Annotated in this window: 13 protein-coding genes and 1 pseudogene; 12 read left to right on the top strand and 2 right to left on the bottom strand. The window is 61.8% G+C overall.

What is annotated here, in order from left to right:
* Position 1 precedes the first annotated feature (1 nt).
* Genes DAES_RS00365 through DAES_RS00410 form a run of 10 tightly spaced genes read left to right on the top strand, consistent with a single transcriptional unit; the run spans position 2 to position 10120 of the window.
* On the top strand, positions 2-739 hold the full coding sequence (locus tag DAES_RS00365) for a sugar phosphate nucleotidyltransferase (protein ID WP_013513040.1): 738 nt from the start codon (positions 2-4) through the stop codon (positions 737-739).
* Positions 736-1800: a GHMP family kinase ATP-binding protein gene (locus DAES_RS00370; RefSeq protein ID WP_013513041.1), complete on the top strand. Its 1065-nt coding sequence runs from the start codon at positions 736-738 to the stop codon at positions 1798-1800. Before DAES_RS00365 ends, DAES_RS00370 begins: the two co-directional genes overlap by 4 nt.
* A gap of 10 nt (positions 1801-1810) precedes the next feature.
* Positions 1811-2632, top strand: coding sequence for a transketolase (locus tag DAES_RS00375; protein WP_013513042.1), 822 nt, complete (start codon positions 1811-1813; stop codon positions 2630-2632).
* Entirely contained in the window at positions 2629-3567 is a 939-nt protein-coding gene (locus tag DAES_RS00380) for a transketolase family protein (RefSeq protein WP_013513043.1), read from the top strand. The genes DAES_RS00375 and DAES_RS00380 overlap by 4 nt, the downstream gene beginning before the upstream one ends.
* Positions 3568-3569: 2 nt before the next feature.
* On the top strand, positions 3570-4496 hold the full coding sequence (locus DAES_RS00385; RefSeq protein ID WP_013513044.1) for a GDP-L-fucose synthase family protein: 927 nt from the start codon (positions 3570-3572) through the stop codon (positions 4494-4496).
* A 6-nt stretch (positions 4497-4502) separates the two neighbouring features.
* A complete protein-coding gene (locus DAES_RS00390; RefSeq protein ID WP_013513045.1) occupies positions 4503-5675 on the top strand; it encodes a DegT/DnrJ/EryC1/StrS family aminotransferase in 1173 nt (390 codons plus the stop codon).
* 5 nt (positions 5676-5680) lie between these two features.
* Positions 5681-7159 (top strand): B12-binding domain-containing radical SAM protein, encoded by a 1479-nt coding sequence (locus tag DAES_RS00395; protein ID WP_013513046.1) that lies wholly within the window; start codon positions 5681-5683, stop codon positions 7157-7159.
* A gap of 28 nt (positions 7160-7187) precedes the next feature.
* Positions 7188-7895 (top strand): glycosyltransferase family 2 protein, encoded by a 708-nt coding sequence (locus DAES_RS00400; protein ID WP_013513047.1) that lies wholly within the window; start codon positions 7188-7190, stop codon positions 7893-7895.
* Positions 7896-7913: 18 nt separating this feature from the next.
* Entirely contained in the window at positions 7914-8657 is a 744-nt protein-coding gene (locus DAES_RS00405) for a TVP38/TMEM64 family protein (protein WP_013513048.1), read from the top strand.
* A gap of 8 nt (positions 8658-8665) precedes the next feature.
* Positions 8666-10120, top strand: a complete 1455-nt coding sequence (locus tag DAES_RS00410; RefSeq protein WP_013513049.1) for a hypothetical protein — start codon at positions 8666-8668, stop codon at positions 10118-10120.
* A gap of 156 nt (positions 10121-10276) precedes the next feature.
* Here DAES_RS00410 and DAES_RS17135 read toward each other — a convergent pair whose 3' ends face one another.
* Complete coding sequence (locus DAES_RS17135) at positions 10277-10774, bottom strand: DUF1643 domain-containing protein (protein WP_013513050.1); 498 nt, start codon at positions 10772-10774, stop codon at positions 10277-10279.
* 25 nt (positions 10775-10799) lie between these two features.
* Positions 10800-11216 carry a bacteriohemerythrin gene (locus DAES_RS00420; RefSeq protein ID WP_013513051.1) on the bottom strand — a complete coding sequence of 139 codons (417 nt, stop codon included), beginning with the start codon at positions 11214-11216 and terminating at the stop codon, positions 10800-10802.
* A 279-nt stretch (positions 11217-11495) separates the two neighbouring features.
* On the opposite strand from DAES_RS00420, the pseudogene DAES_RS00425 reads away from it, so the two are divergent.
* Together DAES_RS00425 and DAES_RS00430 are read left to right on the top strand one after the other, a co-directional pair.
* Positions 11496-12613: pseudogene (locus tag DAES_RS00425) on the top strand (ISAs1 family transposase).
* Positions 12614-12746: 133 nt separating this feature from the next.
* Complete coding sequence (locus DAES_RS00430; RefSeq protein ID WP_013513052.1) at positions 12747-14528, top strand: 6-hydroxymethylpterin diphosphokinase MptE-like protein; 1782 nt, start codon at positions 12747-12749, stop codon at positions 14526-14528.
* Positions 14529-14918: the final 390 nt, after the last annotated feature.

The raw sequence follows: 14918 nt of genomic DNA on the forward strand, positions 1-14918 counted from the left end.
TGTGTTGATTACCGAGACACCGGCAATCATCCTGGCGGGCGGCAGGGGAACGCGCCTGCAAAGCGTGGTGTCGGACCGGCCCAAGGTGCTGGCCGATGTCGCGGGGCGTCCCTACCTCGCCCTTGTCCTGGACCGCCTCCAGCGGTTGGGCGTGCCGCTGGCCGTCCTCTCCACCGGCTACATGGCCGGGGCGGTGGAGGAGGCCATCGGGAGCAGCCATGCGGGCATGCCTGTGCGGTACGCCCGCGAGGACAGCCCGCTGGGCACGGGCGGCGGCGCGGCCCTGGCCGCATCCCTGGTCAGTGCGCCCTGGTATCTCGTGCTCAACGGCGATTCCTGGTGCGAGACCGACCTGGCCCGGTTCGTGGCCGCTGTTCCCGAGGACTGCGATGCGGGCATGCTGCTCACGCGGGTGCCTGATGTTTCCAGGTACGGGGCGGTGCAGGTCGGTCCGGGCAGCCGGATCGAGTCCTTCCGGGAGAAAGGGGCCGGCCCGGACTCCAAGGCCGGGCTCGACAGGGCCGGACTCATTAACGCCGGGGTCTACCTGCTCTCCAGGCGGTGCCTGGATGGCATGGGCGGCGCGGCGCCCCGCTCGCTTGAGCGGGACGTGTTCCCTTTTCTTGCCGTGCAGGGGCGGATTTACGGACACATGGTCGAGGCCCCTTTCATTGACATAGGCACCCCCGAATCCTATGCGCGGGTGCTCCCATTTTTCAAGGAAGCCCAGAACAGATGATCATTACCCGGACACCATTTCGTATCTCGTTCTTCGGCGGCGGAACCGACTATCCCGGCTGGTACCTGAAGCACGGCGGCGCGGTTCTGTCCACGTCCATCGACAAGTATTGCTATATCACGCTGCGCCACCTGCCGCCGTTTTTCGAGCACAACCTGCGGGTGGTCTATTCCGTGGTGGAGACCTGCCGGACCATCGACGAGATTCAGCACCCGGCTGTGCGTGAAGCCCTCAGGTTCCTGAAGTGCGACAAGAGCCTTGAGATTCATCATGACGGAGACCTGCCGGCCCGCAGCGGCATGGGGTCGAGCTCCTCGTTCACGGTCGGCCTGCTCAATGCCCTGTACGCCCTGCAGGGGCGCATGGTGTCCCAGCGCAGGCTGCTCGCCGAGAGCATCCACATAGAGCAGAACCTCATCGGCGAAACCGTGGGGTCGCAGGATCAGGCCGCCGCAGCCTATGGCGGGCTCAACCACATCCTCTTCAAGCAGGACGGGCATATCTCGGTGCGGCCCGTGATCATCTCGCCAGGCCGCAGGCAGCTGCTCTCCGACCATCTGATGCTCTTTTACACCGGTATCCGGCGCTATGCCTCCGAGGTGGCCTCCACCTATGTGCCGACCATCTGCGACAGGGAGAAACAGCTCTTCAGGATGGCGGAGATGGTCAACGAAGGGCTTGAAATCCTCGCGGACGGGGATCTCGACGACTTCGGTCACCTGCTGCATCAGGCGTGGGAGCAGAAGCGCGCCCTGTCGAAAAGCATCAGCAACACCACGGTGGATGCGCTCTACGACAAGGCCCGCAAGGCCGGTGCCCTTGGCGGCAAGCTGACCGGCGCGGGCGGGGGCGGGTTCCTCCTTCTTTTCGTGCTGCCTGACAGGCAGCTGGATGTCCGCAAGGCGCTGCAGAACCTGCTGCACATTCCTTTTTCTTTCGAGTCCGACGGCTCCCAGATAATCCTGTATGATCCGCGAATCTGCGATTACCGGGAGCTGGAGGCGGACAACAATCCCAGCGAAATAGCGTGTTTTCGCGAACTCAACCCCGGCGACAGCTGAGAGACCGCCCATGCAGATGACCAACGAGCAGATGGAACGCCAGGCCCGGCAGGTTTGGGAACAGACCCTGCGGGTGCACGCCCTGTGTCAGGAGACGCGGATCGCCTCGTCCATCTCCTGCATCGAAATATTTGTCGCCCTGTTCTACGGGGGGGAATTCCGCTTTGATCCCAAGGAGCCTCTGGCCGAGGGGCGGGACCGGCTGGTCATTTCCAAGGGGCACGGGTCCATCTCCTTGTATCCCATCCTGGCGGACCTGGGCTTCATCGACCCCCTTGAGCTTGAGAGGCCGGGACAGCCCGGCGCGTTGCTCAAGGCGATCCCGGACCCGCACATCCCCGGTTATGAGACCGTCAACGGCTCCCTCGGGCATGGCATCGGCGTGGGCGCGGGCATGGCCCTGGGCCTCCGGGCAAAGTGGTCCGGCAGCCGGGTCGTGGTCCTGTGCGGCGATGGCGAGCTGCACGAGGGCGCCATGTGGGAGGGGGTGATGCTGGCCGCCCGGCATCAACTCGCCAACCTGACCCTGATCGTGGACAACAACAGGCAGTGCATGCTCGACTTCAGCCAGGAAGTCCTTGGCCTCGCGCCCCTGGCCGACAAGTTTCGCGCCTTTGGCTGGGACACGGCAGAGGTGGACGGCCACGATGTCGCGGCGGTGCGCGCCGTGCTGCAACAGGCCCTGGTCCGGACCTCGGGCGGGCCCATGGCGGTGGTGGCCAACACCATCAAGGGGCGGGGCGTCAAGGGGCTTGAGGGCGAGCCCCTGTGCCATATCTTCAACGTCAAGCCTGAAAAGGTGGAAGCCATGCTTGGCGGGGAGCCGTCATGAACACCATGCGCGATGTCCTCATCTCCGCCCTGTGCGACAGGATGCGGGTGGACGATTCCATATTCTTCCTGTCCGCAGACCTCGGCGCGCCCGCGCTGGATCGTCTCCGGCGCGAGTTCCCGGCCCGCTTCATCAATGTCGGCATTGCCGAGCAGAGCTGCATCAACACGGCGGCAGGGCTGGCCCTCGAAGGCTTCAATGTTTTCGCCTACGGCATCGCCCCGTTCATCTCCATGCGCTGTTTCGAGCAGTGCCGGGTGAACCTCTCCCTGACAAACGTGGTCCGGCGGGTCAACCTGACCATACTGGGCCTTGGCGCGGGGCTGTCCTACGACATCTCCGGGCCGTCGCACCATTGTCTTGAGGATATCTCGATATTCCGCACCCTGCCGGGCATTGCCGTGTATTCGCCAAGTTCATTGGACCATGCCCGCAGCCTGGTGGATCAGGTCCTTGGCCACGGCGGGCCGGGCTATGTCCGTCTGGAGGGCAAGCCGGCCATCGAAAGCCACGGGGTGTCGCCCGATTTTGCCGCCGGGTTTTCCGTGGTCAGGCCGGGATCGGATGCGACCATCGTCGCCACCGGGTTCATGGTCAACAACGCCCTTGACGCGGCCAGGGAGCTGGAAAGTGTCCGCTCGGTGCAGGTCATCGACGCCCACCGGCTCGACCGGCTCGACCAGGAAACGTTTGGCGCCAGCGTTGCCGGGCACGCCTTTGTCCTGACCCTGGAGGAGGCGTTCATCGGCTGCGGCGGGCTCGACGCACTCGTTGCCTACACCCTGGAGCTTGCCGGGCAGGACATGCGGCTGCGCCGGATGGGCATGCCGCGCAGCTACAACTACTCCAATGGCGACCGGGCCTACCTGCACGCGGTCAACGGCATCGACGCGCAGTCCGTGGCCCGGGCCGCCCTGGGATTCTTCGGAGAGTGATGATGGGCAGGGAAACATCGGTTCTGGTGGCGGGTGCGTCCAAGGCGTTGGGCCGGGCCATTGTCGAGGCCCTGGAGGATCACGAGCGGTTCGCGCCCATGACGGCCCCGCAGCCGGAGTGGAGCGACCAGGGGGAAACCGAGCGGTTCTTCGCCGAACACGCCCCGGAGCATGTGATCATCGCCGCTGGCCGGTCCGGGGGCATCAGCTTCAACCGGCAAAGGCCCGCCACCCTGATCCGCGACAACCTCATGGTGGCCGCCAACATCATCCATGCTGCGCACAGGCACGGGGTGCAGCGGCTCCTCTTCCTTGCCAGCTCATGCATCTACCCCCGCATGAGCGAGCAGCCCATCCAGGAGCAGGCCCTGCTGACCGGTCCGCTTGAGCCGACCAATCAGGCCTATGCCGTGGCCAAGATCGCCGGGGTGGAGCTGTGCCGGGCCTACCGGACCGAGTACGGCCACGATTTCATCCCTGTGGCGCCTACCAACTATTTCGGCCCTGGCGACGACTTCAGCCCGGAAAACTCCCATGTGGTCGGGGCGCTCATCCGCCGGATGCACGAGGCCAGGGAGCAGGCGCTCCCGTTCATCGAGATATGGGGGACGGGCCAGGCGCGCCGGGAGTTCATGTACACCCGCGACCTGGGCCGGGCGTGCGTGTTCGTGCTCGACAAGTACCAGGGCCACGACCTGATCAACATCGGCACCGGGTTCTCCCTGTCCATCGGCGAGCTGGCAGAGATCATCCGCGACATTGTCGGATACCGGGGCGAGCTGCGCTACGATGCCTCCAAGCCGGACGGGATGCCGGTCAAGGAGCTTGACGGCAGCGTGCTGCGGGGGCTGGGGTTTGCCGAGGCGACGCCCTTTCGCGACGCCCTGGCCGCCACCTACCAATGGTTCATCCAAAACAAGGCAAAGTGACACACCATGGCATACGCATTTCCTCTCATGGACGATAACATCACCAAGCAGGACCTCGACACCCTGATCGAGTTCCTGCAAGGGCTTCCCCGCCTGACCCAGTCGGCCAACGTGGCCGCCTTTGAAGAGGAGTGGTCGCGCTGGGTCGGGGTGAAGCATTCGGTGTTCGTCAACTCCGGGGCTTCGGCCAACCTGGCCACCATCACGGCCCTCAAGCACCTATACGGCGACGGCGAGGTCATCGTCCCGTCCCTGACCTGGGTGTCGGACATCTCCTCGGTGCTCTGGAACAATCTGACGCCTGTGTTCGTGGACATCAATCCCCGCAACCTGTGCATGGACGAGGACCAGATCCTGGACAGGATCACGGACAGGACGCGGGCCGTGTTCATGACCTATGTGCAGGGATTCAACGGGTTGTCCGACCGCCTGCTGGACGGCCTTGCGGCCCGGAACATCCCCCTGATCGAGGATGTCTGCGAATCCCACGGGGCGACCTTCATGGGGCGTCGGCTGGGCTCCTTTGGTCTGGCGTCCAACTTCTCCTTTTATTTCGCCCACCACATGTCCACGGTCGAGGGCGGCATGATCTGCACCGACGACGAGGACATGTTCAACGCCGTCAGGATGCTGCGCTCCCACGGCATGGTGCGCGAGGCCCCGTCCGCAGCTGTCAGGAAGCGCTACGAGGAGGAGAATCCGGACCTGTCCCCGGACTTCATCTTTGCCTTCCCGGCCTTCAATATCCGCTCCACCGAGATCAACGCCGTGCTCGGCCGCAGCCAGCTGAAAAGGCTGGACGCCAACAACGCCGTGCGCACCCGCAACTTCAGGCTTTTCCTTGAGCGGCTCGACCCGGCGAAGTACAGGACGGAATTCGATCTGGAAGGCAGCTGCAACTACGCCTTCAACGTGGTCTTCCGCAAGCCGGACACCGAATTCCGCGCGCGCTTCGAGGCCGCCCTGCACGCGGCGGGCGTGGAGTTCCGGCGCGGCAGCGCGGGCGGCGGCAACCAGCTGCGGCAGCACTACCTCAAGGGCATCGTGCCCCAAGACGCCTGGAAGGACTTCCCGGAAGTGGAGCACATCCACCACTTCGGTTATTACATCGGCAACTATCCGATGCTGGAAGAGGCGCGCGTCGTCGAGCTGTGTGACATCCTCAACTCCATAGAGTAGGCCCCATGACCAGGCATGACATCGTTTTTTTGAAGCCGGGCAGTCAGAAGGCGCTCTACGGCGAGTTGTCGGATTTCAAGCTGACCGGGCTGGAGCCTCCCCTGTGGGGGGCCATCCTGGCCGGGTTCATGCGCGCCAAGGGCTATGCCACGGCCCTGTTCGACGCGGAGATAGAGGGCTGGTCCTGGCAGGAGGCCGCTGCCAGGGTGGTTGAGGCCGGGCCGACCCTGGCCGTCATCTCGGTCTCGGGCTCCAACCCCTCGGCCTCCACCATGAACATGGTCGGAGCCAGCGCCATCGCCCGGCACATCAAGGAGATCGCGCCGACCATGCCCGTGGCCATCTGCGGGTTGCACCCGAGCGCGCTGCCCGGACGGACCTGCGAGGAGGAGCATGTCGATTTCGTGGTCAGGGGCGAAGGGTTTGAAACCCTGCCGCAACTGGTCGAGGCGCTCAAGGCGGGTGCGGATCTCGCCGCCATCGCCGGCATTCAGGGCCTTGCCTTCCGGGATGGCGACCGGACAGTCGAGACCGCCATGCCCGCGCTCCTGGACGACCTCGACACCCTGCCCCGGCCCGCCTGGGACCTGCTGCCCATGGAGCGGTACCGGGCGCACAACTGGCACTGCTTTGACGACATCACCCGGCGGCAGCCCTATGCCGTGCTCTACACGAGCCTCGGCTGCCCCTTCAAATGCTCGTTCTGCTGCATCAACGCCCTGTTCGGCAGGAACACCATCCGCTACCGCGGGGTGGATTCGGTCATTGACGAAATCGACTATCTGGTGAACACCTACGGCATCCGCAACATCAAGATCATGGACGAGATGTTCGCCATGAACGAGAAGCGGGTGGCGGCCCTGTGCGACAGGATCATCGAGCGCGGGTACGACCTCAACTTCTGGGCCTATGCCAGGGTCAACACCGTCTCTCCGGGAATGCTCGCCAAGATGAAGCGGGCGGGCATCAACTGGGTTTCCTACGGGTTCGAGTCCGGCAGCAAGCGGGTCATCAACGACGTGACCAAGGGGTATGACACCAGCAAGGTCATGGAGGTTGTCCGCCAGACCTATGACGAGGGGCTGCACATCTGCGCCAACTACATCTTCGGGCTGCCCGAGGACGATTTCGAGTCCATGAACGAGACCCTGCAGATGATGTTCGAGATCAACGCCGAATGGGCGAACATCTATGCGGCCATGGCCCTGCCCGGCTCCCAGCTCTATACCCTGGCGCTGGAGAACCGCTGGCCCCTGCCGGAATCCTGGCAGGCGTACTCGCAATACGCGCCCAACTCGCTGCCGCTGCCGACCAAATACCTCTCCGGAGGACAGGTGCTGGCGTTTCGCGACTACGCCTTTGACGCCTATTACAAGAATCCCGGCTATCTGAACATGGTGCGCGAGAAGTTTGGCACGCAGACCATGGAATATGTCATCGCAATGTCGCACAAGAAACTGGAAAGACAGCACGCCGTCATCTAGACGCGGCTGTAAAATAGGCGGACCCACAATGAAGATCACCCTCGTGGTTCTCACGCTTAACGAGTACGAGAGCATGCAAGAGATAATGCCGCAGATCGACAGATCCTGCGTGGATCAGATCCTGGTGGTGGACGGCGGCTCCACGGACGGGACCATCGAGTATTGCCAGGAGCACGGATACGAATACTACATCCAGAAGAAGAAGGGGATTCGTCACGCCTACACCGAGGCCCTGGAGCACATCCGGGGCGACGCCATCCTGTCGTTCAGCCCGGACGGCAATTGCCGCGTGGAGGACATGGCCCCCCTGATCGCCAAATTCCGCGAGGGCGCCTATGATCTGGTCATTGCCTCCCGGTACTTCGACGGCGCGAAAAGCGAGGATGACGACTTGATCACCTCCTTTGGCAACTGGCTGTTCACCGGAACGGTCAATCTCCTGTTCGGCGCCCACTACACCGACGCCATGACCATCTACCGTCTCTACCGCAAGCAGATCGTGTACGACCTGGAGCTTGATCAGGACAAGCCCTACGAAACCTTCGAGAAATGGTACCGGACCACCCTGAGCTGGGAGCCGATGATGTCGGCGCGCGCGGCCAAACGCAAGCTCAGGATAGGCGAGACCCTGGGGTATGAGCCTGCCCGCATCGCGGGCGTGCGCAAGCTCCAGATCATCCGGTGGGGGCTTGGGTATTACAGCCAGTTCATCAGGGACTGGCTCTTCTGGAAATGATCCGGTGGAGGATGACAGTTGGCGTTTCTTGAAGGCAAGACCGGGGTCCGTCGCTGGATAGGACCCAAGCGGGTGATACTGCTTGCGCTGTTCGCGTCGCTGTGCTTTGCAGCGTGGCACTTCTGGCGGCAGGGGCTGCTTTCGCCCGCGACCGTGTTTGTCTATGTCGAGACCAACCCGGTCCTGGCTCCGATCATTTTCGTGCTGCTGTACTCCCTGTGCATCCTGTTCGTGGTGCCAAGCCTGCCCTTCAATCTGGCTGCCGGGTTCCTCTGGGGGCCGTATGTGGGCAGCGTGGTCGCCCTGGGCGGGAGCGTGCTGGGATCGGTCGCTGCCTTTGTCTTTGCGCGCACGGCACTGGGGCAACCCTTTGCCCGCAAGTTCGACAACCAGCTCGTCTCTTGGATGCAGAAGGAGCTGGAAGAGAAGGGGTGGGGGGTTGTCGGCTTCATTTGCGTCAACCCCGCGATCCCGCTGGGGCCGCAAAACTTCGTCTTTGGCCTGACTTCCATGCGGCTGTGGACCCTGACCTGGGCCACCACCGTCTTTCTCTATCCCCCCGTGCTGGCGGTCAGTTTTCTCGGCGAGGCGACAGGCTCCATGATCCTTGAGGGGGAGAGCCTCGACATTGTCCGCTGGGCCATGCTCGTGTCCGCCGCCACCGTTGTCCTCGTGGGCTTCCGGGTGCTGATGAAGTTCTATTTTTCGGTCAGGAGAAACCGCCGGGAGAAAGCTCCCTCGTCCTCGAAATCCGCCAAGTGAAGGATCGCATGAACAAGACCGCCACCCTGACCATTGCGTTTGTCGCCCTTGTGGCGCTTTTCCCCCTGCTGCTGCCCCAGTGGTACCTGTTCGACAGCGAGGGGCACGCGATGTTCTTCCACACTCAGGACAAGGATTACCTTGAGGACATCGTGCTCCACGGCTGGCACGTCATGTACGGGCTGTTCCTTGCCATCAACGAGTTGTGGGTCGCCACCGGCATCGCCCCGCAGATGTTCTTCAATGCCCTTGGCGTGATCTCTGTTCTCGGCATCTCGCGCGAGGCCTACGTCTACCTTCGCGAACGGTTCGATTTTTCGGAATCCTCGGCCATGATCGGGGCGCTTGGGGTGCTGGTCTTCCCAGTCTGGCATGTGCTCATGTCCGCGGTGTTCACCTCCCATGCCCTGTGCATCTGGCTGTTCATGATCGCCGTCAACCAGTGGCGAAAGCGGCCTCTCCTGGCCCTGCCTCTTTTCCTGGTCTCGCTCAACCTGTTTTCCCTGTTCGCCCTGGCGGTGGGCGTGGCCGGGGTCGAGTTCCTCATGACGGTGCGCAGAGAGACCTTTGCCCGCCAGGCCGTCCGGACCGTGGCCTTTTGCGCCGTCCTGGTGGCCCTCTATCTGGTCGCCACGTCCTTCATCAGCGTCCACGGCCACAGTGGGGACTACAACACCTTCAACACCGACCGGATCGTGTCCTTTGTCAACTTCGGCCTCATGGCCTGCGGCATGCTCGGCGCGTGGTATTTTCTCTTTGGCCGCGCGGGCGACAAGGCCCGGTCCGAGCGCATGCTGCGGCTCGTGCTGGCCTTCCTCTCCCTCTCGTTTTTTGCCGGGCTGGCCTACTGGGCCGTGGGCAGGCCCATGCGCTTTCTCGCCTTTGGCAGCTTCACCGGCAGGCATGCGATGCTCACGGTCATCCCCTTTGCCCTGCTCCTGGCCATGGGTGCGGAGTGCCTGCGCACACGCTGGGGTGCAACCATGATGCGGTACGCCATGGGGGTTGTTCTGGCAGTCTCGGTCGTGGTCCTGTACCAGGGATACGACCACAAGGCCGCTGCGCTGCTCTTCAAGGACATGCTGGTCCATTCGCTCAGGCAGGTGGAGACGCCCCCGTCCGGATACGTCTCCATCGCGGAGTCGGGCTACAAGGCTCCCCGCCATGTCCACCATTTTTCCATCAACATGTGCTTTTTCCGCGCCTATGGGCGCGGGGAGTGGATGGCTAACGGCTTTTGGGCCAGACGCGGCCATGTCTACAGCCATGAGGATCTCGTGAAGATATACGATGGGCCGCAGCGCAGCAAGAAGCTGTCCCTGGCCTTTGAGGCCACGGGCGACGCCTTCACCCGCTATGACTTTGTCCTCGACAACTACCACCAGGAGGGCCGCCCCTGGTATTGGTACAACTACCTGTTCAACGACTATGCGTCCTTCAATCCGAGGCTTGTCAGGCAGTAGTCGACCCTGCCCCGCCATGAACAGAACGGCTGCCCCCGCGAATTCGACGCGGGAAGGCATGCCGGAAGGTACGCCGGAAGCCGGGCCGGGGAGGAGGGATTATGAGCGAAGCATTATGGGCATACCTGTTGAGTAGAAAAGAAGACGAAAGCGTTGCTATTTGGGGAAAGGATACGGCGTGATGTCGCCTTTCAGATAGAGCGGGTGTTTCGGAGCATTGCGGCGAGTTAACCCTAAGACATGAGGGATGATTTCAGCGCGATGCAGAAGGTCCAGCACTGACGCATCGCGCGCATGCAAGGAGCCGTGATTGCCCCACCCCAGCACGACCTTATCGCATTCGCGAGCAGCTTGCAGGATGAAGCGATTGTTATCCGGGCCAACAGGGTCGCCGACTGCTCGGAGTTGTCCAGGGTCGGTGCTTCGGTAAGCAAAGAGGTTCACGACCTGCATGCCGGCATAACCCCAGCGTTGCGCAAAGCGAATACACCGTCTGATGGTCGGGTCATCAACTTGCGCGTCGGCAGTGCTGGGGTTCAAAAGAATCCAGCAAAGATGACCATTCCCAGATGACCATGATCGTTCAAGAAAATATCGGTATTTATTACACATTGAAAAGCAGGTGATTGTCATTGTTGCGTTAGGGGGGCGCATCAGATACCAGCCCTCCCGGGCGGCCTCAGCGAACGCCGCGCGAGGAGAGGAAGAGGGCGTATTCCTTGTCGGTCCTGGAGAGGTGGTCGTTCATCCAGTCGCGCAGGAAGTCGTAGACCTCAAGGTCGATGAGATCGTTGTCCAGGCGGGCCTTTTGAATGAAATCATGCACCTGGGCGGTCAGAGCCTGGTGTTCCGCGAGATGCTGCTTAAGCTTGTCACTGGGGAAGCCGTGTTCCTTCAGCAGGTTTTCCTCATACGCGAAGTGCTGCTCCGCGTACCGGGCCATCTCGTCAAGAATTTCAAAAATGGATTCAACGCCCGTGTCCCTGACGATTTCCCGGAACAGACGGTTGGCGATTTCCACAATCTGCTTGTGCTGCTCGTCGATGGACTCCACGCCCACCGAGCTGGTTTCGGTCCAAAGCAATTGCTCGGTCATCGTGTTGCCTCCCCCCGCTCACACATCCCGCCTTGGCGGACACGCGCCGTTCAGCGATGCTTCTGCTTGTACCTCTATGCATAAAGCCTCTTCGGGGCCGTGGCAACCATTGACGGCCAGAATGCAGGGCTGACGCATCTCAGGATCGCGTCTGACGCGTTTTTGTCGGTTAAGTGCCTCCTGACTTCATTTATTCGTTTGACTCAAATGCCATGTGTCAAAGCATTCATAATGATTTAGTCTGATATAGTGTATGGTGCACTCCAAAAGGGAGTGCAGATGCCAAATTGCGACAAGTCGTTGATCACCCATCTGTCCATTGTCAAAGACCCGCGAATTGACAGGACAAAAAAACATAACCTTATTGACATACTGGTCATTGCCGTTTGCGCAGTTATTGCCAATGCTGAGGGGTGGGAGGATATAGAATGCTTTGGAATAACGAGGGAAAAATGGCTGAAAACATTTCTTGAGCTTCCAAATGGCATTCCATCCCACGACACGTTTGCGCGCGTCTTTGCCAGACTGGAGCCCATCGAATTGCAACAAGCGCTGTCGAGTTGGCTTTCGGCCCTACAGATCGAAATGCGCGGCAAAGTTGTGGCGTTTGATGGAAAGACGGTGCGGCGATCGTTCGATAGGGCAACGCAAAAAAACTCTCTTCATTTGGTCAACGCATGGCTTTCACAGGACAACCTTATCCTTGGCCAAGTGAAAGTGGATGACAAGTCGAATGAAATTACTGCAATCCCCAAGCTGCTTGAAATGCTGCATCTTGAAGGTGCAATTGTCACCATTGATGCCATGGGGTGCCAAAAAGCCATAGCCAAGCAGATCGGATCAAAAAAAGCCGACTATGTGCTTGCCGTAAAACAGAACCAGCCAGAACTTTATGAATATATTGATCTTTTGTTTAACGAGTCCAAGGTCAATACATCTTTGCTACATCAGACGCGCCGGACAATCGATTCCGGCCATGGCCGAATCGAAACCCGTGAATACAGCACCATTGTGGGTGACGATCTTCTGGCAGGAATAACAGGGTGGGACAATCTCAATGCCATCGGCATGGTTGAATCAAAACGCGAAGTTGGCAACACCATATCGAATGAAAAAGATATTTCATCATGAGTATCAACGGGCACGCTCAACGTTTCGGCGATGCCGTCCGTGAGCACTGGGGGATAGAAAACACAGTCCATTGGGTGCTTGATGTCAGTTTCGGCGAGGACCAAAGTCGTATACGAAAGGATAATTCGCCGGAAAACCTCTCAATGTTGAGGAAAATAGCGCTCAATTGTGTGAAACAAGAGTCTACGAAAACCAGCATGAAGAGAAAGCGCAAAATGGCTGGCTGGGACAACTCGTTTCTTATCAAGGTGCTGACTGGAAATTAGATGCGGTTGCCCTGGGGTTCGGCAGGGTTCCTTGACAAGGGCGCGGCCCAAAGCCATGTAGTGACAGCGTCCGCAGCCGCGCGGCACCGGCCAGGGCGCGGACACCCCACTCACGTAAGCAACTGGCGGGAACATGACGAGCGGCAAGATTTCGGCCCTGATCAAACTGGGGGTTCTCTGCCTGGGAGAACCCAGCCCCGGCCCTGACGCCGCCCCGGACCCCGGCCCGCACGCGCTTTCAACCCGCGCCCCCCTGTCGCGGTTCGAGAACCCCGCCTACCAGTACCCCTTTGAAGATCCGTCCATCCCGGCCTTTGTCCGCTACCCGCCCGACGCATCCCTGGAAAGCCTGTTGGGCGCGACCCGCACCATGGTCTTCCTGGGCGCAGCCGACACGCCGCAGCTTCGGCTGTGCCTGTCCCGGCCCGATGTGGTGGCCCTGATTTTCGAGCCGGATCTGGCCGTGTTCGAGACGTTTGCCGATGCGGTCGGCCCGGCCCGGCTCCACGCGGGCGGGGCGTTTTGCTTTGTGGGCAGGGCGCGCACCTTTGATCCCGCGCTCCAGGACCAGCTGCCGGGCGCGCTCTTCCGGCAGGGCACGCCCGCCATCCTGTCCACCGGGCGTATCGAGCGCGACCATCCGGCCTGGGGGGCCGAGGTGGCGGACTCCCTGGAGACCCTGCACTACCGGCACTGCCTCTATCCGCTCTCAAGCCAGCACCGGGTCCGCTCCCACCCCCTGCGCCCCATCACCCGCGATCTGCTCTACGACCAGCAGCTCCACGCCTATCAGAATCTCGACGCCTTCCTGACCTGCCCGGACATCGCTCCCCTGGCGGGCGGGCTGTCGGGCCACACGGCCATTGTGGCGGCTGCCGGGCCCGACTTGGGCGAGCAACTCGACTTCCTGCGCCGCAACCGGGACCGGGCCGTGATCCTCTGCGTGAACAATGCCCTCAAGCCCCTGGCCGAGGCAACCATCTCCCCGCATTTCGTGGTCATCAACGACACCTCCATCGCCTCGGGCCGGGTGTTCAGCCACATCCCGGCCATGGCCGACACCGCCCTGGTGGCCCATTGCCTCTCGAACCTGGGCGGCGACCGCTTTGGCGCGACCTATCTGTTCGGCGAGTTCATGCCGGAGTTGTTCGGAACCAGGCCGGAGCTTGACGCGCACGGCTCGGTCATCACCGCCGCCTTTTCCCTGGCCGCGCACCTGGGGTGCGCCCGCTGTGTCTTTGTGGGCGGACAACTGGCCTCGCCCGACCCCTGGCGGCTGGGCTACGCCAAAGGCTCCCTCAACCACGGCCAGGCCGCTCCGGTCCGCCCCCTCATGGACCGCCACCCGCAGCTCTGCCCGGTCAAGATCCCCTCTGGCGACACCCTGTACACCACCCTCAACTTCAAGGACGCCGCCCTGTGGCTGGCCGAGACCATACGCCTGTCAGGCATGGAATGCGTCAACACCTCGCGCGCGAGCATCCTCTATGGCCAGGGCATCCGCCACGATCCGGACCCGGCCTTGCCCGATCTGCCCGCCGGGCGCAACGTGGCCAGCCTCATCCGGCGTACCCGGATACGGCCCGATGCGCTGCGGCCCGACCCGGCCAGGGTGCGTGAATTTGTCCATGGAGAGGTCGCCCGCTGGAGCGCGGTCCGCGACACGGCCCAGACCCTGCTGGCCCTGGACGGCCCCCCCCTGCTGGCCGCAGGCATGGCCGCCCTGGCCCGCTTCGACGCAGACAACACCACCTTTCTCGTGGAACGTTTCGAGGATTTCGACACCCGCCGCTTCCACGGGCTGGTGTTCGGCGCGGACCCAATCGGGCGGGCGGCAGGACTCAGGGATTATTTTGCCCACCTGCGCGACATGGCCGGGGAACTGCTGGCCGCGCTGGAACAGGCCGGAGGGTAGCTGGAGCGCCCCCGAGGCGTGCATTGACGCTCTGAAATCGTTCACTCATAAAGTAAACGGCTGAAGAGGCCGATAGTCATGGTATGGAACGGGAGCGTGTGTGTGGCTGCGGATCAAGGCGGGCAAGGCGTTGTATAGGCTCCGGGGGGGGAGTCATTCCTCTGGAAGAAGGCGCCTCTTTGTCAAAAGAAAGGGCTACATCCACGATTGCAAGTTGTTATGCGTAGAAGAGACCGGGGAGCTCCCTGCGAACGTTTGTTGGGTGAATGGTCTGGAAATTGCTTAAGTCTTGAACCAATGTCGAAAGGTTGACTTTTTCCCGTTTTCATGTGGGGGCCAGGGAGAGGAACATGAGTGAAGCTCATCTCCAGAGAGAACAGGTTGTCCAGG

It is taken from the genome of Pseudodesulfovibrio aespoeensis Aspo-2 (assembly GCF_000176915.2).
Taxonomy (GTDB): Bacteria; Desulfobacterota; Desulfovibrionia; order Desulfovibrionales; family Desulfovibrionaceae; genus Pseudodesulfovibrio; species Pseudodesulfovibrio aespoeensis.